Source organism: Acidobacteriota bacterium (genome assembly GCA_012517875.1).
GTDB lineage: Bacteria > Acidobacteriota > JAAYUB01 > JAAYUB01 > JAAYUB01 > JAAYUB01.
This window is the reverse complement of record JAAYUB010000098.1, coordinates 41,841-64,807: the sequence shown is the minus strand read 5'-3', so window position 1 is coordinate 64,807 and position 22,967 is coordinate 41,841. Positions and strand designations below refer to the sequence as shown.

18 protein-coding genes are annotated in these 22,967 nt (G+C 68.9%); 9 read left to right on the top strand and 9 right to left on the bottom strand.

Annotated features, from left to right (window positions below; translation table 11 throughout):
* Positions 1 to 27: 27 nt before the first annotated feature.
* From GX414_10515 to GX414_10480, 8 genes are all read right to left on the bottom strand, one after another.
* Positions 28 to 705 (bottom strand): ABC transporter ATP-binding protein, encoded by a 678-nt coding sequence (locus GX414_10515; protein ID NLI47525.1) that lies wholly within the window; start codon positions 703 to 705, stop codon positions 28 to 30.
* On the bottom strand, positions 698 to 1,918 hold the full coding sequence (locus GX414_10510; protein NLI47524.1) for a lipoprotein-releasing ABC transporter permease subunit: 1,221 nt from the start codon (positions 1,916 to 1,918) through the stop codon (positions 698 to 700). Before GX414_10510 ends, GX414_10515 begins: the two co-directional genes overlap by 8 nt.
* A gap of 40 nt (positions 1,919 to 1,958) precedes the next feature.
* Entirely contained in the window at positions 1,959 to 3,518 is a 1,560-nt protein-coding gene (lysS, locus tag GX414_10505) for a lysine--tRNA ligase (GenBank protein NLI47523.1), read from the bottom strand.
* 47 nt (positions 3,519 to 3,565) lie between these two features.
* A complete protein-coding gene (gene nusB, locus GX414_10500) occupies positions 3,566 to 3,985 on the bottom strand; it encodes a transcription antitermination factor NusB (GenBank protein NLI47522.1) in 420 nt (139 codons plus the stop codon).
* Between the two features lie 40 nt (positions 3,986 to 4,025).
* Positions 4,026 to 4,490 carry a 6,7-dimethyl-8-ribityllumazine synthase gene (locus tag GX414_10495; GenBank protein ID NLI47521.1) on the bottom strand — a complete coding sequence of 155 codons (465 nt, stop codon included), beginning with the start codon at positions 4,488 to 4,490 and terminating at the stop codon, positions 4,026 to 4,028.
* 262 nt (positions 4,491 to 4,752) lie between these two features.
* Entirely contained in the window at positions 4,753 to 6,573 is a 1,821-nt protein-coding gene (locus tag GX414_10490; protein NLI47520.1) for an ABC transporter ATP-binding protein, read from the bottom strand.
* Between the two features lie 30 nt (positions 6,574 to 6,603).
* Complete coding sequence (locus tag GX414_10485) at positions 6,604 to 6,906, bottom strand: Dabb family protein (GenBank protein ID NLI47519.1); 303 nt, start codon at positions 6,904 to 6,906, stop codon at positions 6,604 to 6,606.
* 20 nt (positions 6,907 to 6,926) lie between these two features.
* Complete coding sequence (locus tag GX414_10480) at positions 6,927 to 7,712, bottom strand: enoyl-CoA hydratase (protein ID NLI47518.1); 786 nt, start codon at positions 7,710 to 7,712, stop codon at positions 6,927 to 6,929.
* A 192-nt stretch (positions 7,713 to 7,904) separates the two neighbouring features.
* Here GX414_10480 and GX414_10475 point away from each other — a divergent pair, with 192 nt between their 5' ends.
* From GX414_10475 to GX414_10450, 6 genes are all read left to right on the top strand, one after another.
* The gene (locus GX414_10475; protein NLI47517.1) at positions 7,905 to 8,438 is read left to right on the top strand and encodes a hypothetical protein; all 534 of its coding nucleotides are present in this window, start codon (positions 7,905 to 7,907) and stop codon (positions 8,436 to 8,438) included.
* Entirely contained in the window at positions 8,435 to 9,583 is a 1,149-nt protein-coding gene (locus tag GX414_10470; protein ID NLI47516.1) for a hypothetical protein, read from the top strand. The genes GX414_10475 and GX414_10470 overlap by 4 nt, the downstream gene beginning before the upstream one ends.
* 84 nt (positions 9,584 to 9,667) lie before the next feature.
* On the top strand, positions 9,668 to 12,376 hold the full coding sequence (locus GX414_10465) for a transglutaminase domain-containing protein (protein ID NLI47515.1): 2,709 nt from the start codon (positions 9,668 to 9,670) through the stop codon (positions 12,374 to 12,376).
* A gap of 200 nt (positions 12,377 to 12,576) precedes the next feature.
* On the top strand, positions 12,577 to 13,428 hold the full coding sequence (locus GX414_10460) for a hypothetical protein (GenBank protein ID NLI47514.1): 852 nt from the start codon (positions 12,577 to 12,579) through the stop codon (positions 13,426 to 13,428).
* A complete protein-coding gene (locus GX414_10455; protein ID NLI47513.1) occupies positions 13,425 to 16,757 on the top strand; it encodes a hypothetical protein in 3,333 nt (1,110 codons plus the stop codon). The genes GX414_10460 and GX414_10455 overlap by 4 nt, the downstream gene beginning before the upstream one ends.
* 239 nt (positions 16,758 to 16,996) lie before the next feature.
* Entirely contained in the window at positions 16,997 to 18,403 is a 1,407-nt protein-coding gene (locus tag GX414_10450) for a hypothetical protein (protein ID NLI47512.1), read from the top strand.
* A 7-nt stretch (positions 18,404 to 18,410) separates the two neighbouring features.
* On the opposite strand, the gene GX414_10445 is transcribed toward GX414_10450, so the two are convergent.
* Positions 18,411 to 19,790, bottom strand: a complete 1,380-nt coding sequence (locus tag GX414_10445) for a hypothetical protein (GenBank protein ID NLI47511.1) — start codon at positions 19,788 to 19,790, stop codon at positions 18,411 to 18,413.
* Between the two features lie 252 nt (positions 19,791 to 20,042).
* On the opposite strand from GX414_10445, the gene kdsB reads away from it, so the two are divergent.
* The 3 genes from kdsB to GX414_10430 all read left to right on the top strand — a co-directional run bounded on the left by kdsB (position 20,043) and on the right by GX414_10430 (position 22,672).
* Entirely contained in the window at positions 20,043 to 20,816 is a 774-nt protein-coding gene (gene kdsB / locus GX414_10440) for a 3-deoxy-manno-octulosonate cytidylyltransferase (protein NLI47510.1), read from the top strand.
* Positions 20,817 to 20,958: 142 nt separating this feature from the next.
* Positions 20,959 to 21,891 carry a VWA domain-containing protein gene (locus tag GX414_10435; protein NLI47509.1) on the top strand — a complete coding sequence of 311 codons (933 nt, stop codon included), beginning with the start codon at positions 20,959 to 20,961 and terminating at the stop codon, positions 21,889 to 21,891.
* Positions 21,892 to 22,024: 133 nt separating this feature from the next.
* Positions 22,025 to 22,672: a LysE family transporter gene (locus GX414_10430; GenBank protein NLI47508.1), complete on the top strand. Its 648-nt coding sequence runs from the start codon at positions 22,025 to 22,027 to the stop codon at positions 22,670 to 22,672.
* The last annotated feature ends 295 nt before the right edge of the window (positions 22,673 to 22,967 follow it).

Genomic DNA, 22,967 nt, shown 5'->3' with positions numbered 1-22,967 from the left:
CGGCGCCGGCGGACGACTGGAGGCGGGCTAGATCCGCTCCAACCGGCCCTCGGTCATGCGGAAGCGCACCGCGCAGCGGTCGGCCAGGGCCGGGTTGTGCGTCACCAGCAGCACCGTGGTGCCGCGCCGCGCCGTGAGCCCGAGCACCAGCTCCATAGTCCGGTCGCCGGTGCCATGGTCCAGGTTGCCCGTGGGCTCGTCCATGAGCAGGAGCGCCGGCTCGGTGATGAGCGCCCGGCCCACGGCCACCCGCTGCTGTTCGCCGCCGCTGAGCTCGCCGGGACGGCTGGCGGTGCGGTGATCCAGACCGAGCTCGGCGATGAGAGCGGTCGCCGCGGCCGACGCCTCGGCCGCGCCGACGCCTCGAACCAGCAAAGGCATCATCAGGTTCTCCAGGGCGGAGAACTCGGGCAGCAGGTGGTGAAACTGGAACACGAAGCCAATCTGCCGGTTCCGGAAACGGGCCCGCGCGTCGCCCGCGATCGTGTAGAGATCGGTGTCCCCGACCAGTACCCGGCCGGCGTCGGGCGGCTCCATGCCGCCCACAACGTGCAGCAGCGTGCTCTTGCCGGAGCCGGAATCGCCGATGATGGATGCCGTCGTTCCCGCCGGCAGGCTGAACGTCACGCCGCACAGCACCTCCAGCCGGCCGCCGCCGTACGGAAATCCCTTGTCCAGACCGGTGACGGTGAGGAAGTCACTCATAGCGGATCGCCTCCACCGGGTTGAGGCGGGCCGCCTGGCGGGAGGGGTACAGCGTGGCGAGGAAGCTGATGAGCAGCGCCGCAGCCGCCACGAACAGAACGTCCCACGCGCTGATGCGGAACGGCAGGTACGGGATGGAGTAAACGGCCGCGTCCAGCCGGATCCACTTGTAGCGGTCGGCCGCCCAAGCCAGGCCCACGCCGAGCGCGCTCCCGAGCGCGGTGCCGATGAGGCCGATGATCATCCCCTGCCAGATGAAGACGCGCATGATCTGCCGCTCGGTGGCGCCCATGGCCCGCAGGATGGCGATGTCGCGGCTCTTCTCCATGACCATCAGGATGAGGGTTGTCACGATGTTGAGGGCCGCCACCAGCACGATGAGGCCGATGGCCAGGAACATGCCCCATTTTTCGAGCTGCAGGGCGGCAAACAGCGGCCGGTTGGTTTCAATCCAGTTGGTCAGTCCCGCCCGATCGCCCAGGCGGCGGGCGATCTCCGCCTGGATCGCCGGCACCGCATAGATATCTGTGACCCGGATCTCGAGCGCCTGCACGGCGTCCGACGCGAGTCCGGCCAGGGCGCGGGCCTCGTCCAGCGAGATGAAGGCCCAGGTGTTGTCCAGGTCGTACAGGCCCGACTCGAACGTTCCCACCACACGGTAGCGGTGGATGCGCGGCATGAGGCCCAGGGGCGTGAGCGTCCCCCGCGGGACGATCAGCGTGACGGGCATGCCGGCCTCCACGCCGAGGTGGCGGGCCAGCTGGTTGCCCAATATGGCGGCGCGCCGCGCGTTCAGGTCCTCGAAGCGGCCGGTCCGGAGCACGCCCAGGCCGGCGGCCAGCTTCGCCTCGGCGGCCGGATCCACTCCCTTGAGGATGAGCCCCGTGGACGAGGTGCCCGAACTGGCCAGCGCCTGGACGTACACCGCCGGCGGGACGGCGCGCACGCCGGGCACCCGCGCGATCTCATCGGCCATGGCCGTGTAGCCGGCCAGTCCGCCGGCGCCCCGCGGCAGCGCGGTGATGTGGGCCGTGGCCCCCAGGATCTTCCCCTGAAGGTCCAGGCTCATGCCGGCGTACATGGACAGGATGATGATCAGGGCCGCCACGCCGGTCATGACTCCCAGCACCGAGATCACGGTGATGAAGCTGATCACCACCTGCTTCCGGCGGGCCTTGAGGTAACGACGGGCGATGAAGAGTTCAAAACGCATGGCGCATCCCGTCCGGGTGCGGCGCGGCTCCGGGCGCCGCTCAGCTTCCGGCCGCCTCCGGTCCGGGGGCGGCCTCGGTGCCGGCTTCGTCCGGCGCGGCGGCGGGCGCCTCCGGCTTCATGAGCGGAAAGAGGATCACGTCGCGGATCGACGGCGAGTTGGTCAGGATCATGGCCAGGCGGTCGATGCCGATCCCCTCGCCGGCCGTCGGCGGCATGCCGTAACTCAGGGCACGGATGTAGTCCTCGTCCATCATCTGCGCCTCCTCATCGCCGCCCTCCCGCTGGCGCACCTGCTCGCGGAACCGCTCGCCCTGGTCGATGGGATCGTTGAGCTCGGAGTAGGCGTTGGCGATCTCCATGCCGGCGATGTACAGCTCAAAGCGCTCCACGAAGCCCGGTTCGTCGGGCTTCCGCTTGGACAGCGGGGACAGCTCCACGGGGTAGTCGTAGATGAAGGTGGGCTGGACGAGCTGGTGCTCCACCACTTCCTCGAACAGCAGCCCCAGCAGCTTGCCGTATGACTCCTTGGGCGGATAGCCGATGCTGATCCGCTCCAGCAGGGCGACGACGCCCGCGCGGGTGTTGAGCTGTTCCGGCTCCGGCCGAGGGCCTGGCGCCGTCCAGAAATGACGGATGGCATCGCGGAGCGTGAACTCCCGCCAGCCGTCGAAATCGATGACATGTTCCTTGAACGGCACCAGGCGGGTGCCGCAGACGGCGTCCACAGTCTCCGTCAGCATCTCCCGGGTCAGCGCCATCAGGTCGCGGAAGTCGCTGTAGGCCTGATAGAACTCCAGCATGGTGAACTCGGGATTGTGCTGGGTGGAGATTCCCTCGTTGCGGAAGTTCCGGTTGATCTCGTACACGCGCTCCATGCCCCCCACCACCAGGCGCTTGAGGTAGAGCTCGGGGGCGATCCGCAGGTAGAGCTTCATGTCGAGCGTGTTGTGGTAGGTGATGAACGGCCGCGCGGTGGCCCCGCCCACGAGCGGGTGCATCATGGGCGTCTCCACCTCGAGGTAGCCGCGCGCTTCGAGAAAGCGGCGGAGCTGCTGGACGATGGCGGACCGCCGCTGAAAAATCCGCCGCGCTTCCGGATTGACGATGAGATCGAGGTAGCGCTGGCGATAGCGGATCTCTACGTCGGTCAGGCCGTGCCACTTCTCCGGCAGCGGCAGGTAGCACTTGGCCAGGAGGGTGAGCCGCTGCACCAGAATGGTGAGCTCGCCGGTGCGCGTCCGGAACAGCCGGCCGTCGACGCCGACGATGTCCCCCAGGTCCAGCTGCTTGAACAGGGCGACGGAGCCGGCATCGGAGACGTCGTTCTTGATGTAGAACTGGATTTTCTGGACGCCGTCGGAGATATGGCAGAACGCCGCCTTGCCAAAACCGCGCAGGGCCAGGATCCGGCCGCAGGTGCGGACGCGGTGGCTCTCCGCGTCGAGCTGAGAGTGATCCATGGTCGCGTAACGGGTCACCGTCTCGCTCACCGTGGCGTCGAAGGCGAACTTGTGCGGATAAGGATCGACGCCCATCGCCCGGATCTCATCGAGCTTCCTCTGGCGGTGCTGGGTCAGGACGGTTTCCGGACTGCTCATGTCACAATCTCCTAATCTGGGTTTGGTCCGGCCGGCCGCCGAAACGGCTATGACTGGACCGTCGGCAGGTAGTTCTTGTTGATGGCATCCAGGATGCCGTTGATGAACTGGGTGGATTCCTCGGTGCTGAACTTGCGGGCGATTTCCAGCGCCTCGTTGATCACCACCGTCGTCGGCGTCTCGGTCTCATGGAGAAACTCGAAGACGGCCAGCCGGAGGATGTTGCGATCCACCACCGCCATCCGCTCGAGGCGCCAGTGCTCCGAAAATTTCTGGATGATCGTGTCGATGTCGGCCTTGTGCTCAAGGGTGCCGAAGTAGAGGAACTCGGCGTAAGTCCGGACGGTCTCTTCCTTGATGTGAATCTGCCAGTAAAGGTCGTTGGCCGCGGCGGCGTCCATGGGCGAGAAGTCCGCCTGGTATAGGAGCTGCAGAGCGCACTCACGACCCTTACGACGCGTGCCCACGGTTCACTCCCGGCGATAGCCAAAGAACGATCGGATCCAATCAGATCCCCTTCAGCAGATTGGCCAGCTCGACGGCCGCGAGCGCCGCTTCGAAGCCCTTGTTGCCGCTCTTGAGACCGGCCCGGTTAAGCGCCTGCTCCACGTTGTCGGCGGTGACCACCCCGAAGGTGATGGGGCAGTCGGCGTCCAGGGCCACCTGGGCGATCCCCTTGGTCACCTCGGCGCTGATGAGGTCGAAATGGGGCGTCTCGCCGCGGATCAAAGCGCCCAGGCAGATCACCGCGTCATACTGCTTCTTCTGGGCCAGGCGCTTGGCCACGAGCGGCAGTTCGAACGAGCCCGGCACGCGGACGATGGTCAGGTTGCCTTCCTCGGCACCGGTGCGGCGGAGGCCGTCGAGGGCGCCATCCAGCAGCCGGTTGCAGATCACGTCGTTGTACCGGCTCACCACCAGCGCGAAGCGCAGGCCTTTGGCATTGAGATTTCCTTCAAATACGTGCGGCACGTGAGGGCACTCCTTGTCGATATTCGGGTCAATTATATGAATTTCAATCGAAAAGACAATGTTTTTATATGGATGGGAACGGCGGCCCGAGGCGCGAGGCGCGAGGTCCGAGGCTTGAGGCTCGGGGATCGGGACTCGGGGTGCGGGGTGCGTGGCATCCCAGACGCGTCTGCCGTTGATCGAGCGTTGGAACGAATAAAACCAACCATAAACGATCAACGATCAACATGACTGATATCCTTCGGGTGTGGTGAAATCCGTTCTAGCGGTAGTTGGCGGATTGGAGCATGAACATGCGGGCGTAGTGGCCGCCGGCGGCCATGAGGGATTCATGGGAGCCGCTTTCCACGATCCGGCCGCCGGCCAGGACGTGGATGGTGTCCGCCATGCGCACCGTGGAGAACCGGTGGCTGATGAGGATGGCCGCCCGCCCTTCCAACAGCCGGCGGAACGTGGCGAACAGCTCGTACTCGGCGACGGGGTCCAGCGAGCTCGTGGGTTCGTCCAGCACCACGATGCGCGAGTCGCGCAGGAACGCGCGGGCCAAAGCGATGCGCTGCCACTGACCCGCGCTGAGCTCCGTGCCGCCGGCGAACTGGCAGCTCAGCAGGGTGTCCAAACCGTCGGGCAGTCGGCGGATCACCGGCTCGGCGCCGGCCTGGCGGACGGCCGCCGCCAGACGCGGGTCGTCGGGCGCCAGCTCATGGTCGCCCAACCGGATGTTCTCCCGGGCGGTCAGGGCGTAGCGGGCGAAATCCTGGAAGATGACCCCGATCTCCCGACGCAGCGCCTCCGGCCGGAAGCGCCGCAGGTCAATGCCGTCCAGCGTGACGGCACCCGCCGTCGGGTCGTAGAGCCGGCAGACGAGTTTGACCAGTGTGGTCTTTCCCGCCCCGTTCTCGCCCACCAGCGCGATCACCTCGCCCGGCCGCAGCGCAAGCGACACGCCGTCCAGCACCCGCCGGTCTGAGCCGGGGTAGGCGAAGCTGACGTTGTCCAGAGCCAGCGCCTCGCGGAACGGCCGCGGCACCGGCACGGGCGTCTCGGGCGCGGTCACCCGGGGCCGCAACTCCAGAAACTCGTGGTAATTCGACAGGAACAGGCTGTCGTCGTACAACCCGGCCAGCGCGCCGGACACGTCCTGAATGGCCGCCATCCCGCGCTGGAACGCCTGGTAGATCATCACCAGGTCGCCGAGGCTGATGCGCCCTGCGAGGACATGGTACGCCGCCAGCGCATAGCCGGCATAGACCACCACGAGCGATCCGCCCTGCAGCAAGCAGTCGGCGGCGGAGCGCTCCGCCGTCAGCCGGAAGCGCCCGCCCCGCAGCCGGGTCCGGACGTCGCGGTACCAGCTGGCCACGAGAGGGCCGATGCCGAACAGCCGGATTTCCTTCGCGTAGTCGCCGGCCGTCAGCAGGGCGTGGTAGTACCAGGACCGCCGCTCCGCCTCGGTCTGCTCCCGCTGCCAGCGGTGGAACTTGCGCGAGAAGTGCATCCGCACGAACAGTCCGGGCACCGCCGCCGCCAGCAGCACGAGCGGCACCGCCCAGTGGAACGTCATGAGCAGCCCGGCGACGGCCACCATGAGGATGCCGCTCTCGGCCAGCCGGGTCAGTCCGGTGACGATGCGCAGGGGCCGGTAGGGCGCTTCGATCTGCGCCCGGTGGAGGGTGTCGTAGTAGGCGGGGGTCTCGTAGTAGGCCAAGTCCACGGTGGTCGACTGACGGTGGATCTGGTCCGCCACGTGGTCCGTCACCGCCATCGCCTGGGCCTCGGTGGCCAGGGCGGCCAGGTTGCGCAGCAGCACGCCCAGCGCCGCCACGCCGGCCGCCAGCACAACGAGGGTGAGGGCATGCTCCCACAGCTCCGTCCGGTCGCCGCCGGCCAGGCCGCGGGTCAGGGTGTCCACCAGCAGCTTGAGCAGGTACAGCCCCGCCAGCGGCAGGAGGCCCTGCAGCACCGCCAGCGCCGCGCCCGCGAGGGTCCAGCCGGCGGCGCAGTCCTTGACGAGGCGCACCGCCAGACCCAGTTGAGCCAGCCGCCGGAATTCCAGTCGGTCCGTCTGCGTGGATGCCGCCATGCTGCCGTGCTCCGTCTCTTTCGCCAGCGCTCAGATCTCGTAATCCACCACCCGCCGCTCGGTCCGGACGCGCCGCAGGAACCGCACCACCTCCTGGTGGACGGGATGGTCCGTGTATGCCCGCAGGGCCGGCCAGTCGCGAAACTCAGCCACCAGAGCCAGGTCCGATGCCTCGCTCGACGGCAACCCGTTGATGCCCACTTCGAGATGCAGCAGCCCGTCGACCCTGCCCGCCATGCCCCGCAGCAGGTCGCCGGCCAGGCGGAGATTCTCCGCCTTGTCCCGTCCGTCCGCCCGCTCTTCGAACCGCCAGATCACGATATGCCGGATCATGCCGCCTCCATGTCGCTGGGTCAACGCCCGGTGAATACGGGCAGGCGCTTGGCCAGGAAGGCGGCGGTGCCTTCCCGCTTGTCTTCGGAGCCGCACGCGAACGCGAACAGGTCCGCCTCCAAGGCCAGCCCGTCGGCCAGTGTCAGGCCCGTGCCGCGGGCCACCGCCTCGATGCAGAGCCGGACCGCCAGCGGCGACTGCTGGAGCACCTCGTCGAGCAGCCGACGGGTCTCGGCCAGCAGTTGGTCGGCCGGCACCACGCGGTGGACCAGCCCCATCGCCAGCGCCTCGGCGGCGGTCACCATCCGGCCGGTCAGCAGCAGATCCAGCGCCCGCCCCGGGCCCACGAGCCGCGCCAGGCGCTGGGTGCCGCCGTAGCCGGGGATCAGCCCCAGCTTCACCTCCGGCTGGCCGAGACGCGCCGTCTCGGCCGCGACGCGCAGCGTGCACGCCAGCGCCAGCTCGCAGCCGCCGCCCAGGGCGAAGCCGTTGATGGCGGCGACCACCGGCTTGCCCAGCCCCTCAATCCGGCTGAACACCGCCTGGCCGGCCTGCGCGAACGCGCGGCCCGACGCGGCGTCCAGCACCTGCACCTCGCCGATGTCGGCGCCGGCGACGAATGCCTTGGCCCCGGCGCCGGTGAGGATGACGCCCGCCACCGTCTCGTCCGCGCCAAGCGCGGCGAAGGCGGCGTCCAGCTCGGCTACGGCGCGGCGGTTGAGCGCGTTGAGCACCGTCGGCCGATCCACCGTCACCGTGGCGACGGCGCCGTCGCGCGCCACCCGGATGGTCTCATATTCGGCCATAGCCACCTCCTCTCTCGATCTCGCCCGGTTTGGGGTGTCGGGCCTACAGCATACAAAGGACCTCCGCCGGCATCAACTTATAATTGTCCGTTGCGACGACCGCCGGCCGCGCATCGGCGGCGGCCAAAAGACCCCTGCCGCCCGGGCAGCGGCTGTGGTACAAAGGATGCAGCAGTTCTCCGGGAGGCGACGGTGCGTAGTTTTCTCGTGGACGGCATGCTGGGGCGGCTGGCGCGGTGGATGCGCCTCCTGGGCCTGGACGCCGAGTTCCGGCCCGGCCTTCCCGACGACGAGCTCATCGAGCTCGCCGTGGCCGCCGACCGGATCCTGGTGACCCGCGACCGGCGGCTGGCGGGGCGGCGGGCCGTGCGCGACCGAGTCATCCTGATCGCCGCGGAACGCTGGCCCGATCAGGTGGCGGAGCTGCTGGCCGGCCGGCCGGAGTTGGGCCCCATCCGCCCCCTCACCCGCTGCCTGCGCTGCAACGAGCCTCTGGTGACGGTGGATGCCGCCGAAGTCGCGCCATCGGTGCCGCCCTACGTGCTGGCGCATCACCGGGAGTTCTGCCGCTGCCCGTCGTGCAACAGGATCTACTGGCCCGGCACCCACCGGGAGCGAATGTGCGAGATGCTCCGCCGCCTGGGTCTGGACCCGGGCCCGCCGCCGGCGGCCGGTTCCCGAAAGCCGCCGTGTCCTTCAGCACCCCACCGGGAGGAGGGGGCATGAATCGCTTGCTCATGATACTCGGCATGCTGATGCTGCTGGCCGGATCGTCGGCCGCCACGGACGCGGTCCTGCCCATGGGCGACCTGGACGGCGACGGCGCCGTCACCGCCGACGACACGCGGCTCCTGGCCCGCGTGCTCGCCGGATACTCGGCGGCGCTGCCCGCGGGCGACGCCACGGCGGACCTCGATGGCTCCGGGGCCGCCGGCGCCGTCGACCTCGCGCTCATCGCCCGCAAGTCCGGCGGCGGGATCGACTACCGCCGGGAGATGCGCTGGTTCGTCGGTGCGATCAGCCGCGCCGCCCGGCCCGGCTGCGCGGTCATCCCCCAGAACGGCCAGGAGCTCCTCACCGTCGACGGGACCGCTGCCGGCGCCTTCGTCCCCGCGTACCTCGACGCGATCACCGGGATCGGCCGCGAGGACGCCTACTACGGCTACGACGCGGACAACGCAGCGACGCCGGCGGACGTGACCGCCTACTTCGAGGGCTTCATGGACCGCGCCGCCGCAGCGGGCCGCACGGTGATGGTCATTGACTACTGCTCCGACCCGGTCAAGATGGATGACTCGTATGCCACCGCCGCGGCGCGCGGTTACATCTCGTTCGCCGCGGACCACCGGGACCTGGACAACATCCCCGCCTACCCGCCGGCGCCCTTCCGGGTGCACGGCGGCGACGTCGCGTCGCTGGCCGATGCGCGCAACTTCCTGTACCTGATCAATCCCGGCGCGTTCGGCGACGATCGGGCCGGCTTCCTGGCCACGCTGGCGGCCACCGACTTCGACCTCGTGCTCGTGGACCTGTTCTTCAACGACGGCGCGGCGCTCACCCCGGCGGAAGTGTCAGCGCTGAAGACCAAGGCCCGCGGCGGGCGGCGCCTGGTGGTGGCGTACCTGAGCATCGGCGAGGCCGAGGACTACCGGTACTACTGGCGACCCGAGTGGGCCGTTTCGCCGCCCGCATGGCTCGGCGAGGAAAATCCCGACTGGCCTGGCAACTACAAGGTGGACTACTGGCACCCCGGCTGGCAGGCGATCATCCGCGGCGGCGCCGGCTCGTACCTGCAGCGAATCCTGGATGCGGGGTTCGACGGCGTCTACCTGGACCTGATCGACGCCTTCGAGTGTTACGAAACCCGCTGACCGGGCGTGGCGCGAAAAATCCTCTTGGGGCGTCAGCGGTCCTCCGCATACAATACGTGCCAATCCAACGGTAAGGACGCAGGCATGAACCATCCTGTGTTGGCGTCATCTGGTGCGGCACTCGATCGGACCACCGGTGGCGCCTGGAGCCGGCCGCATCCGCGCCGCCGCGGACTCCTTGCCGGCTGGCTCGCGCTGCTCGCAACCGCGGGACTCGCGGCCGCCGCCGGCCCCGCCCCGGACAGCCGGTCCGACGTCCAGCGGCGATTTCAAGAAACCCGGAAGCTGGCGCGGCACCGCGCCGACGCCCTGTTCGACGTCTTCCGCGGCCTGCTCACGGCCGACGAGCGGCAGGCCATGGAATTCCTGTACGCCTACATGCCCCTGGCCGATCTGGCCGACCATGACGGCGACTTCTATCTGGCCGCCGTCCGCGCCAGCCTGCGGGCCCGCCGCGAGCTGCCTTGGGGGCCGCAGATCCCCGACGCACTGTTCCGCCACTTCGTCCTGCCGCTGCGCGTGAATAACGAGACCCTCGACACCTTCCGCCAGGACATGTACCCCGAGCTGCGGGACCGCGTCGCCGGGCTCACCCTGCGGCAGGCGGTGCTCGAGATCAACCACTGGTGCCACGAGCGGGTGGTCTATCAGGGCACCGACGCACGCACCAGCGCGCCGCTCGCGACCATCCGCACCGCCTACGGGCGTTGCGGCGAGGAGTCGGTGCTGGCGGTCGCGGCGCTCCGGGCCGTCGGGATCCCTGCCCGCCAGTGCTACACGCCGCGCTGGGCCCATACAGACGACAACCACGCCTGGGTGGAGGCGTGGGTGGACGGCGCCTGGCACTTCTTGGGCGCCTGCGAGCCGGAACCGGAACTGGACTTGGCGTGGTTCCGCGAGCCGGTGCGCCGGGCGATGCTGGTCCACACCCGCGTGTACGGCGCCTACGCCGGCCCGGAGCCGGTGCTGGAGCATCCGCCGCTGGGCCCCGTGCTGAACCTCACCGCCGGCTACGCCCCGCTGCGCGAGGCGCGGGTGCAGGTGGTGGACGCCGCCGGCCGGCCGGTGGCCGGGGCGGAGGTGTCCTTCCGGCTCTACAACTATGCGGAGTTCTACCCCCTGGCGACCTTCACCACCGGGTCCGACGGCCGGGCCGCCCTGGCATGCGGCCGGGGAACCGTGCTGGTTTGGGCCCGGAAGAACGGCCGTTGCGGCTGGACAGCGGCTCCGCCCGATCTCGATGGCGAGCTCACGGTGTCGCTCGCGGACCCGCTCGCGGCGCTCGTCGCGGACCTCGACGTGCAGGCGCCGCCCGCCCCGCCGCCCCAGCCCGTCCCCACCGCGGGTCAGGCGGAAAACGCCCGGCGGCTGAAAGAAAACGACGCCCGCCGGGCCAGCTACATCGCGACCTTCATGACCGAACCGGCCGCCCGCGCGCTCGCCGCCGCCACCGGCCTGGAACCGGACGCCCTGTGGCGGATCATCGCGGCCAGCCGGGGCAACTGGCGCGCCATCGAGGCGTTCCTGCGCCGTTGCCCGGCGGAGCAGCGCGTGTGGGCGCTGCCGCTGCTGGGCACCCTGTCCGACAAGGACCTCCGGGACGCGCCGGCGGACGTGCTGCTGGCGCACCTGGCCGGCGCCCTCGCCCGGCCCCATCCCCTCATGACGACCGACCGGGAGCTGTTCGTGAACGCCGTGCTGGCACCCCGGATCGACACCGAGACGCTGGTGGCCTGGCGCGAGCCGCTGCGGCGGGCGGTCCCCGCCGCCGTCGCCCGAAAGGCCCGGCAGGATCCCCTGGCGCTCTGGCAATGGCTGCGGCGGCGCGTCGCCCATCGCGAGGACCGGAGCCCCTACCGCCTCCCCGTCACGCCGCGGGGTGTCCTGGAACTGCGCGCGGCCGACCGGTGGTCCTGTGACATCTGTCTGGTGGCGCTGGCGCGCAGCCTCGGCATCCCCGCCCGGCTGCACCCGGCGCTTCGCGCACCCGAGCTGCATCTCAACGGGCGATGGCAGCCGGCCGTGCCGCCGCCTCCCGCCGAACCCGCTCCGGCCATGGGCCGTCTGTCCCTGCAGCCGGCCGGGGCCGCAGGCCAGGCGCGCTACTTCACCCACTTCACCCTGGCGCGCCTGCGCGGAGGGTCGCCGGAAACCCTCGAATACCCCGAGGGCCAGCCCGCAGCCGAGTTCGGCACCGCCGAGCTGCCCGGCGGCGGCTATTTGTTGGTGACGGGCAACCGACGACACGACGGTTCGGTGCTGGCCCGGCTGGCCTTCTTCTCCCTCCCCGCCGGCGGCGCCGCGGAGGTGCCGCTGGTGCTCCGGCAGCTCGCCGGGCCGCCCCGCGTGCTGGGGCGGCTGCCCAGGGAGGCCGCACTGTCCAGTCTTGACGGAAGCCCGCTGCCGCTGGCGCCCACACCGGGCGATCGCGGATTCGTCATGGCGTGGCTGGCCCCGGGAACGGAGCCCACCCGCAACGTGCTGGCGGAACTGGCGGCGCGGCGCGCGGCGCTGGAGGCATGGGGCGGCCGGATTCTGCTCTGCCTTCCGGCGGACCAGGCGGCCCCGCCGGGTGACGAGTTGCCCGCCAACGTGGTCTGGGCTCGCGATCCGGGTGAGGCGCTGCTGGCGGCGGTGCGAACGGCCCTGGGCGCCGCGCTCCCGCTTCGGCCGGTGGTGCTGGTGGTCACGGCGGCGGGAGACATCGTCCACGCCGCCGAAGGGTACGCCATCGGAACCGCCGATCGGATTTTGGAGAACATGAATGCGGGGAACCGAGCGGGAGGCGAATAGGTGATTGTGTTTATTGGTTGTTGCTGATTGCTTATATGCTGTTGGTAATTTGGAATCGATTCGGAGTGTGCCGGAACAACACCCTGTTTCCCATGTCCAAGGCCCCGGAACTCAGGATCCAGGTCCCGGATCCCAAATCTTAAGACCCAGGTTCCGGGTGCTCCAAATCCGATGTCCGAAGTTTGAACTGAGGTAATGAAATGATCCATGGATACGGCTGCGGCGAGGAACAACTGGTCCATTACACGGCCCATCGCATCGATGGACCCATCCGCATCGACGGCGACCTGGACAAGGAACCGTGGCGGAGCGCGGCGCGATCCTCCCGCTTCGTGGACCTGGTCACCGGCGCCCCGGCGCTGTTGGACACGCGGATGGCCGCGCTCTGGGACGACGCCGCCCTTTACGTGGGCTTCTGGATCGAGGAGCCCCGCGTCCAGGCGCGTCTTGCCGAGCGTGACGCCTTCGTCTGGACCGAGAACGACGTCGAGGTGTTCATCGGCGGCGACGACTGCTACTACGAGTTCCAGATCAACGCGCTCGGGACCGTTTACGAGGTCTTCTACATCTGGCAGGAGGCGTACCGCCACGGCGAGCGATTCCGGCGGCGCCCCGAGTTCGACCTGGCCGTCCGCTCCGTGGACGTGTTGGGCGGCTTCCAGGACGCCAGCCGCTGCGGCCGCCACCCGCGCGGCCGCCGGTGGGCCTTCATGGACTGGGACCTCTCCGGCCTCAGCGCCGCGGTGCGGGTGGACGGCACCCTCAACGACGACTCCGACATCGACCGCGGCTGGACGGCCGAGATCGCCTTCCCCTGGGCGGGCATGGCGGCGCTCTTCGCGGGGCGCGCGTGGCCGCCCTGCGAGGGGGACGTCCTGCGGCTCGACTTCTCCCGATTCGAGCACGTGGATGCCGGGGGGCGCCGGCTCTCGCCGAGCCTCGGCTGGGCACTGAATCCCCACGGCGTCTACGACTCCCACATCCCCGAGTGCTTTTCATACGTTCACCTGGGTGGCCGCCGGCCGCCCGCTCCCGAAGGAGACCGCCCATGAGCCGGATCCGCGCCACCCTGATCGCAGCCCTGCTGACGCTGATTCCAGCCGCCGCGGCCGCCGCTGTCCCCGGGCTCCTGTCGCCCGGCCACGGCGGTCTGGCGGGCTATGATGCCGCGGTGGCGGGCGAACGTCTCCGCTACCACTCGTTTCACCCGTACGCCCGCGAGTCGCTGCTGACCTGCGTCACCGACGGCCGCATGGCCATCGAGTGGATCACCGCCCCGGCGCCCGACCCGCTCCCCGCCGCACCGTGCACCTTCGTCTGGATCGGCGCCCACTCCACCGGCACCTCGGGGGGCGACCGCGCCTTCGACCTGTCACTGGACGGGCGGCCGACGCTCCGCTTCGTCACCCGCGCCGGCGGCGTGGCCGAGAACTGGACCGTGCGCGGCGCCGGCGGCGTGGCGCTGTCGTTCCGCCACGTCTGGACGGACCACGTGGGTGACGCCTTCGGCTACATGCTCCTGGATGTGCCGGCAACGCTCCTTTCGCCCGGCCGTCCGGTGGCGGTTCGGGTGACAGGCGAGGCGGCGGGCTCGCGCGACTGGTACATGACCTTCATGTACGCGTTCCGTCCCTCGGTGGACGTGCGGCCGCAGCCGGCCCTGGTGCGGACCCCGGACGGCGAGCGGCAGCTCGTGGAGCTCCGGATCGATCACACCGCCGACTCGGGCGCGGCCGTTGTTCAGGCGGGCGGTGGGGCGCCGGCGACGCACCCCCTGCGCCTGGGCCTGAACGTGCTGGATCTGCTGGCGCCTCCGGCGTCCGCTCCGACGCCTTATCCGGTGGTCGTCCGGGTGGATGGCCGCGCGGAGGTCCGCCTCGAGGCGGCGCTCCGGCCCGTAAGCCGGCGCGAGGTGCATTTCCTGCCCCACTCCCACAACGACATCGGCTACACCCACCTGCAGAGCGACGTCCTGGCGATGCAGCTCCAGAACCTCGCCGATGCCGTCCGTCTCATCCGGAGCACCGCCGACTACCCGCCCGAGGCGCAGTTTCGTTGGAACGCCGAAATCCTCTGGGCGGTCGACGAGTACCTGACTCGTGCCGGCATCCCGGAACGCGACGCATTTCTCGACACGGTCCGGAGCGGACACATGGGGCTGCAGGCGCTCTACACGAATCCGCTCACCGGCCTGCTGCGCCCTGAGGAGATGTTCCGGCTCACCGATTGCGCCCGCCGCCTCGAGGCCCGCCACGGCCTGAAGATCGACACCGCCATGATCACCGACATCCCCGGGGTGAGTTGGGGCGCGGTGCCGGCGCTGGCGCACGCAGGCATCCGGTATTTATCCAGCGGGCCCAACGCCTCCGACCGGATCGGCCGCTCCACCGCGGCGTGGGGCGACCGCCCCTGCTGGTGGGTGGGGCCGTCGGGGCAGGATAAACTCCTTTACTGGGTGGCGGGCAAGGGCTACTCGCTATTCCACCAGACCAACGGCATCCAGAGCGCCGACGCGCGGCCGAAGCTTTTCGGCTACCTCGACGAGCTGGACGCGGCCGGCTACCCGTACGAGCTAATCCAGCTCCGCTACACCATCTACTCCGACAACGGCCCCGTGGACCCCACCCTGCCCGACTTCGTGCGGGCGTGGAACGAACGGTACGCGTCGCCTCGTCTCGTCATTAACACGGCCGACCGCCTTTTCGCCGAGTTTGAGCGGCGCTACGGCGCGGTGCTGCCGGCGTTCGCCGGCGACCTCACTCCCTACTGGGAGGATGGCGCCGCCTCCACGGCGCGGGAGCTGGGGCTGGCCCGGAGGGCGGCTGAACGCCTGGTGCAGGCGGAGGCCCTGGCCGCTGCCGTGGACGGTCGCTACCACCCGGAGGAGTTCGACATCGCCTGGCGGGAGGTCCACCTGGCCGACGAGCACACCTGGGGCGCCTGGAACAGCGTCTCCGATCCCGACCACCCCAACGCCGTGGGCCAGTGGCGGCTGAAGCAGGCATTCGCCGAAACCGCCGATCGCCGTTCCACCGAACTCCTCGAGACGGTCAACGCCCTCGAAGGTTGTCCCGATGCGAGGAGCGCCGTCGACGTGCTCAACACCTGCTCATGGCCCCGCACCGACCTCGTGGTGCTGCCGGCGGTGCAATTCCGCGCCGGAGACCGCGTCGTGGACGACGCCGGGCGTCCCGTGCCGTCCCAGCGCCTTGCCGGTGGGGAACTTGCCTTCCTCGCCGTCGACGTGCCGCCGCTCGGCGGCCGGCGGTTCCGGGTGACGGCCGGTGCCGCGCCTGCCGGCGGGACGGCCGGGGCGGAAGACAGCCGCGCCGCCGCCTCGGGTCTGGCGCTGAGGCTGGATCCGGCCACGGGCGCCGTGGCCAGCCTCGCCGCCGGCGGCCGGGAACTCGTGGACGCAAGCGCGCACGGATTGAACGAGTTTCTCTACGTCGCGGGCAAGTCGCCCGCCGACGCCCGGCGCACCGGTCCGGTCCGCATCACCGCACCCGACGCCGGCCCGCTGGTGGCCACGCTGCGGGTGGAGTGCGACGCGGCTCCGGGCGTCCGCGCGCTGGTCCGCGAATACCGCCTCGTGGACGGTCTGGACTGGCTGGCGATCCGCAACGAGTTGGACAAGGCCGCGGTGCGCGAGAAGGAGGCGATCTATTTCGCCTTCCCGTTCGCCGTGCCTGACGACGTGACGCGCCTGGACCTCGGCTGGGGATTCATCCGGCCCGAGGCGGACCAGCTCCCCGGCGCCTGCCGCGACTTCTTCACCGTCCAGCGCTGGGCGGACGTGTCCAACCAGCGGTTCGGCGTCACCTGGGCCACGGTGGAAGCACCGCTGGTCACCGTCGGCGACATGGTGGACGAGACCGCTCACAACGACGGCCCCACCGGATGGAAGGCGCACGTGGCGTCGTCCAACACCGTGTTCTCCTACGCCATGAACAATTACTGGCACACCAATTACAAGGCAGACCAGGCGGGGCCTGCCTCTTTCAGCTACGCCGTGCACCCCCACGGGCTGTTCGATGCCTTGGCCGCCTACCGCTTCGGCGTGGAGCGGAGCCAGCCGCTGCTGGTGTGCCCCGCGCGGGACGTCGCGGCGCCGCGCTCCCTGTTCACCGTGGGCTCCCCCGCCGTGGTGGTGACGAGTCTGATTCCACTGCCGGAGCGGAACGGCTTCCTCGTCCGCCTGTACAACGCCGCCGGCCGCCCTGAAACCGTGTCGTTGCAATGGAACCGGTTCCAACCTGCGGCGGTCTGGCTCAGCAACCCGTCCGGCACGCGTCTGCGCCCCGTGGACGGCCCGGTACCCCTTCCCGCCTTCGGTCTGGCGACGCTTCGGGTGGAAGGCCGCTACGGCAGCGCCGAGTAGTTCCGCCACGTGCTGCCGTCGCACACGCGCCCTGGGTGCGGGTACATCCATACCACCGCTCAGTATCCGGCCACTCTGGCAATCGGAAAACGAGCCTCGATTACGATAACGATTACGATTACGAATTACGAGCACGAGGAGCTCTAAACTCCTATCGCCTGTCTCTTTACTATTTTCTGCTCTACTCGAACGGCTGGCCTCGGTTGCAAACGCTCCGGACAAGCCCTAAGATAGCAGCCATGGCGCGCTTGTCCCCCATCCGCACCATGTATCTCGCCGGCGTCGCGCTCCTGGCGCTGCCCGTGCTGCCGCACCTGGACGACCTGTTCCGTCTGACCTACTCGTTTCAAGACTCGTACCTCGGCGGCGCCCCGGACCCGCCCGCCTGGCTTCGGCTCGCCGATTTCCTGTGGGTGGGTCTCGGCCTGGCCGGCCTGCTGGCGGTCCATCGCCGCGTCGGCGCCGCCTGGCCCGCGTGGACCGTCGCCGTGGCGGCCGTGGCATTCGCCCTCGTGCCTCCGTTCGGCAGCTACGACGCGGTGTTCTATTTCCGCATGGCCGAGCGCTGGGCCGGCGGCGTCAATCCCTACGCCGTGCCCTTCTCGGTGTTCAATCCGTTCCTCGGCGGCGGGCTGGCGGCGACGGTGGATTATCTGCCCTACCCGCCGCTCTGGGTCATCGTCTGCGGCACGCTTCACCGCCTCGCCGGCGGACATCTGCTCGGCTTCTTCCTGCTGCTGAAGCTGCTCATGGGCGCCTGTCACGCCGGTAATTTTTTCATCCTCCGCCGCCTGCTGGCCGGCCAGCCCGCCGGCGACGCGGCGGCCTGGGCCTATCTGGCGCACCCGTTGCTCCTGCTCGAGGGTCTGTCCATGATGCACTTTGACTTGTTCTGGCTGCTGGGCTGCCTGGCCGCCGCCTGGCAGCTCCGGCAGGGCCGCTGGTGGCCGGCGGTGCTGGCGTGGACCGCGGCGTTCTGGATCAAGTACAGCGCCGTCTTTGCCCTGCCGCTGTTCCTGCCGGCGCTCTGCGACGCCGTTCAGCCGCTGCCGCGCCGCCTCGCCCGAATGGCGGGCGGCGCCGCCATCGTCCTGGCGGCGGGCATCGCCGCCAGCCAGCCGTTCGGCCGTCTGCCGGAGCTGCTCGTCGGCGTGATCCACCAGGCCGGCTGGACAGCCAATTCGATTTTACTCGCCACCCGGAACATCCTGCCGGGCACCGCGAACCACACCGGCTGGATTCGGGCGGCGTTGGGCCTGGCCGCCCTGGCCCTGCTGCTGGCCGTCCGCCCGAAGCCCGATCCCCGCACCCACGACGGCGCCGCCGCCTGGGTCGTGCTGGCCCTGCTGGCCTACCTGCTCCTAGTCAGCCCCGTGTTCTGGCCCTGGTATGCCATCTGGCCGCTCGTGATCAGCCTGCTGTTGACGGACACCCGCTGGGCGTGGCTCGAACGCGTGGCCGGCGTGTTCGCCGCCACAGCCTTCCTTTACTACCCCCTGCTGTTCATCGTTGGGCAGATCCGGTTCCGCCACGATCCGGTGATGGAGGCGCTGTATGCGCTCCTGGCCCACGTGCCGGCGCTGGCGGTGATGGTCGCCGGCCTGCGGGACCACGCCCGCGGCCGGACGCTGAGATGGCCCGCCTGAATCCGGCTCACCGAATCTGTCGGGCCATCCAGACGTAGCCGTATTCCTGCCAGACCTTCTTCCCCTCGCGGTGGGTCCCCTTCTGCTGGAACTCCGCAACCCACGCCCCGCCGGGACCGCGCCGCAGCGTCGCCGGTTCCTTCATGAAGGGTGACCAGCAGGGAAACGGCTTCTCCTCCTTTACCTTGTTCACCTCGTAGGCGGCGATGAGCTGGTTGTCGGTGGATCCGTCGGGCAGGGTGAACGGGCCTTGCTGGACCAGGGTCAGCTTCCAGTTGTCCACCCGCTGTCCCGAGTTCCAGCCGCTGCTCATCTCCGCCTGACCGGTGAAGGTGAAGTGGCGGAGCTCCTTGCCGTGCTTGAGGTGAGGGGCATCGTACTGCAACGAGGTCACACCCGGCACGTCACGGGTGGCGTCGCCCATCCGGCCCGCGACACCCGCGGCGGCGCCCTGCCCGGGCAGGCCCGGCGCCCCCGGCATCAGCCCCATCAACCCCTTGACCCCCGCCGCCAGGGCGTCGAGTCCCTCGGTGTTGCGCTCCAGGTCGTATTCGATGGTCCCCTCGCCGGTGACCCGCCCGGTCTCATCCACGTGGAAGAAGAACTCGGCATTGTGCTTCACGGTGAGGATCAGCAGCGAGTTGGGATCCCGAAAACGGACTTCCTCGCCGGCGGCCCGGCCCGTCCAGTTGCCCACCAGATCCTTGAGGGTGGGCGGTTTCTCCGCGCCACCCTTGCCGCCGCCCTTCCCCCCGCCGGAGCCGCCCGATCCGCCGGAGCTGCCGCCGCCGCCTTTGCCGCCACTCCCACCCGAGCCTCCCTGGCCCCCGCTCGCACCGGAGCCGCCGCTGCCGCCCGTGCCACTCGAGCCGCCCTTGCCGCCGGAGCCGCCCGCGCCGCTGGAACCGCCGGAGCCACCGCCCGTATCCCCGGATCCGCCGGCCGCATCGCCGCCACCGCCGCCGGAGCCGCCGTTCAGCAACTTCCAGCGGGAGGAGCCGGGACCGTCATCCAGCGCTTTGAACGGCAGCACCAGGACGCCGCCGCTCAGGCTGTAGGCCGCGTTGGCGGCGGCCCAGCCCAGCTCCTGGAACGACAGGGTGATCCGACCGCCGCTCAGGGTGAAGGTGCCTGTGTCGGTGACCGTCTGGCCCGGCTGAACGGCCACCACCGCCATGGTGCCCGACGGCGATCCGGACACGGTCAGGGTGATGACCGCTCCGGCCTTGACCGAGCGCCCGCCCGTGTCACCGATGAGGGTGTACACCCCGTCGATGGACTCGGCCGCCACCGCTCCCGCAATCGCCATCAGGACGGCCGCCCACAGCAGCAGTCGGAGCCGCGCTCTCCCGCACCATGTCACCGTGCGAATAAGGTCGTGATTCATGGTTCCCTCCTTCGCCGGCCCGACGGAATGTGTATGGAAGAACAGGCTCGCGTATTCGGATGAAACGGTGCCGTCGGCGCGGTGAATCGTTGTGATGATTTTATCACATTTGTTTTTGTCCATAATTCGCCACCCCAGGCAATCTCCCGATTCACCGAATCACCCATTCACCGTTTCCTGTTGACACTGCATCGGAAATGCTGCAATTTATCGGGGATCATTGCCAAAGCATTCTTTCAGGCTGAAATCATCATGAACTGCACCGCCGTCATCCCCGCCCGTTACGCCTCGCAGCGCCTCCCCGGCAAGTTGCTGCTCCCGCTGGGTGGCAAGCCCATCATCCAGCATGTTTGGGAGCGTGCCCGCCGCTGCGCTGTGGTGGACGAGGTGATCGTGGCCACCGACGACGAGCGCATCGTCGACGCGGTGACCGCATTCGGCGGCCGGGCGGTGATGACTTCGACGAACCACACATCGGGCACCGACCGCATCGCCGAGGCGCTGGCCGGCATCGACACCCGCATCGCCGTCAACGTCCAGGGCGACGAGCCCCTCATCGACCCTGCCACCATCGCCGCCGCGGTGGCGCCGCTGCTGGAGGACCGGGGCGTGTGCATGGCCACCGCCTGCACGGCGATCCGCAGCACCGACGAGCTGTTCGATCCCAACTGCGTCAAGGTGATCCTCAACGCCGCCGGCGACGCCATCTACTTCTCCCGTCTGCCCATCCCCTTCATCCGTGAGCCCGGCCTCGAGTACGCCCGCTACCGGGAGCACATCGACACCCACCCGCTGCTGCTGAAGAATTTCTACCGGCACATCGGCCTCTACGCTTACCAGACCGAGTTTCTGAAGATTTTCGTCAATCTGCCCGCCTCCAGCCTAGAGCGGATGGAAAAACTGGAGCAGCTCCGCGCCCTCGAGCACGGCTATGCCATCCGCGTGGTCGAGGTGCGCGACACCGCCCTCGGCGTCGACACCGAGGCGGATTACCAGCGGATCAAAGCCATCGTCGAAGGCGCCTGACTCCACCTGGCGCGTTCCCGAAACCTTTTGCCGCAATCCATCTCTATTCCATCAGAGCCGCTGGCGCGGCTGACACATTTGGCGTTGTCCGTCCGTCCCGCCGGCTCTATAATGATCCGCGGAGATCCCGCAGGAAAGGAACATGAACAAACCAACGTACCAGCCCGCCTTGCTCCCGATCGTGTTGGCCGCGCTGCTGGCCGTCGCCGCGGCGGCGCCACCCGCGCCGGCGCAGGACATGACCAGCGGCCCGGTGATCCGCTCGCGTGTGTTCGTGGTCAACCTGTTCGTCACCGCCGCCTCGGGCAAGAACTACGTCCGGGACCTGACCCGCGACGACTTCGCCATCTATGAGAACGGCGCCCGCCAGGAGATCAAGTACTTCAACAATCTGAGCCAGTCCCGTGACCTGCCCCTGACCATCGCGCTGCTCATCGATACGAGCGGCTCGGTGGCCGACAAGCTTCCCCACGAGGTGGCCACCGCCTCTGCTTTCTGCAAGCACATCGTCCGCCCCGGCAAGGACATGGTCACGGTGATGGAGTTCCACTCCGACGTGATCCTGGTGCAGGATTTCACCGACGACATCGACCGGATGCAGAAGTCGCTGAGTCGACTCCGGCCCGGCGGCAACACGTCCCTCTATGACGCGGTGTACCTGGCCAGCGAGGAGAAGCTCAAGAGCGAGGCCGGGCGCAAGATCATCGTCATTTTATCGGACGGCGAGGACACCGCTTCCAAAACCAGCATGGACGAGGCCATCAAAGTGGCCCAGAAGAATGATGTCCTGATCTACGGCCTGGGCGTCCGCTCCATGAATTACGGCGCCGACTTCCGCGCCCTGGAGCGTTTCTGCAAGGAGACGGGCGGCCTGTTCTTTTCCCCCAAGGCGTCGTTCGAGTCGCTGAAGAAGACGTTCGACGCCATCATGGAGGACATCAACCACCAGTACAACATCGCGTACGAGCCGAAGAACCAGAACCGCGACGGCACGTACCGCGACATCAAGGTGACCTGCCTCCGCAAGGGGCTCAAGCTCCAATACCGGCAGGGCTATTTCGCACCCGAGGAATGAGCCGCCGCCCCGCGCGGACCGCGGCCGCCCCGGACCGGGACAAACGGATGCGCCAGACGCACACATCCAAACGGCTGCGACCAACTGATGGCTGCTTCCCTCACCGTGTCGAGCGCCGGGGCGAGGTCCGGTGATGCTGATCAGCCTGCTAGCGGGTGTTCTGACCGGCTGCCTGCTAGCCATTCCGCCGGGGCCCATCAATTTCGCTGTATTCGAAAAAAGCATGAAGGGGCAGCGTCGGGCCGCCTTCCGGCTGGCCGCCGGGGCGGTGACCGGCGACTCGTTCTACTGCCTCGTGGCCATCATCTACCAGCTCTCCACCGAGCTGCTGGAGCTGGTCAAGATCGTCTTCAGCGCCTTCGGCGGACTGTTTCTCATCGGGCTCGGCGTCTATTACATCTGGTTGAGGAAGTGCCCGCTGCCGGCCGCCACCGGTCTGCCCCCCGATCCGCGGGATCATCCGGATCACGCCCACCAGGGCCACTTCATCACGGGGCTGCTGCTGGCGCTCTCCAATCCGTTCTACATCGTGGTCATGATCGCGGTGACCGAGCTGTACTACTCGGTGGGCGTGCTCTACCTGCACATGGGAAACAACCTGGCGTTTCTCATCGGCAGCCAGGCGGGCACTTTCCTGTGGCTGTGGACCATCGGCAAGTTCGTGCAGCTCAACCGGCATCATCTGGGCGACATCGGAGCGCGGGTGCGGGGCTTCTGCGGCTGGGCCTTCCTCGGCTTCGGCCTCTACATGACGGCAAAGTTCTTCAAGCTGGTTTTCTGATTCGGGGCTCGAGGCTAGAGGCTCGGGGCTAGAGGCTCGTTCCCGTCCCGAATGTTCGTGCTCGTAATCGTCATCGTAATCGTGTTCGAGGCTCGTTAAGATCATCGGACTTCGGACATCGGACCCGGGGCCTCGGTTCGGGTGCTCGGTTCCGGATTCCAAATCCCAAATGGATTAGTGCGGCCCTCTGAATCGCCCCGATTCATCGTTCAACAACACGACGGTCCGGCGTGCGGCGGCATGACGCCGCTCGGGTCCGCGCGCGGAGCGCTCTGGATAGCGCGCTCGCTTTGGT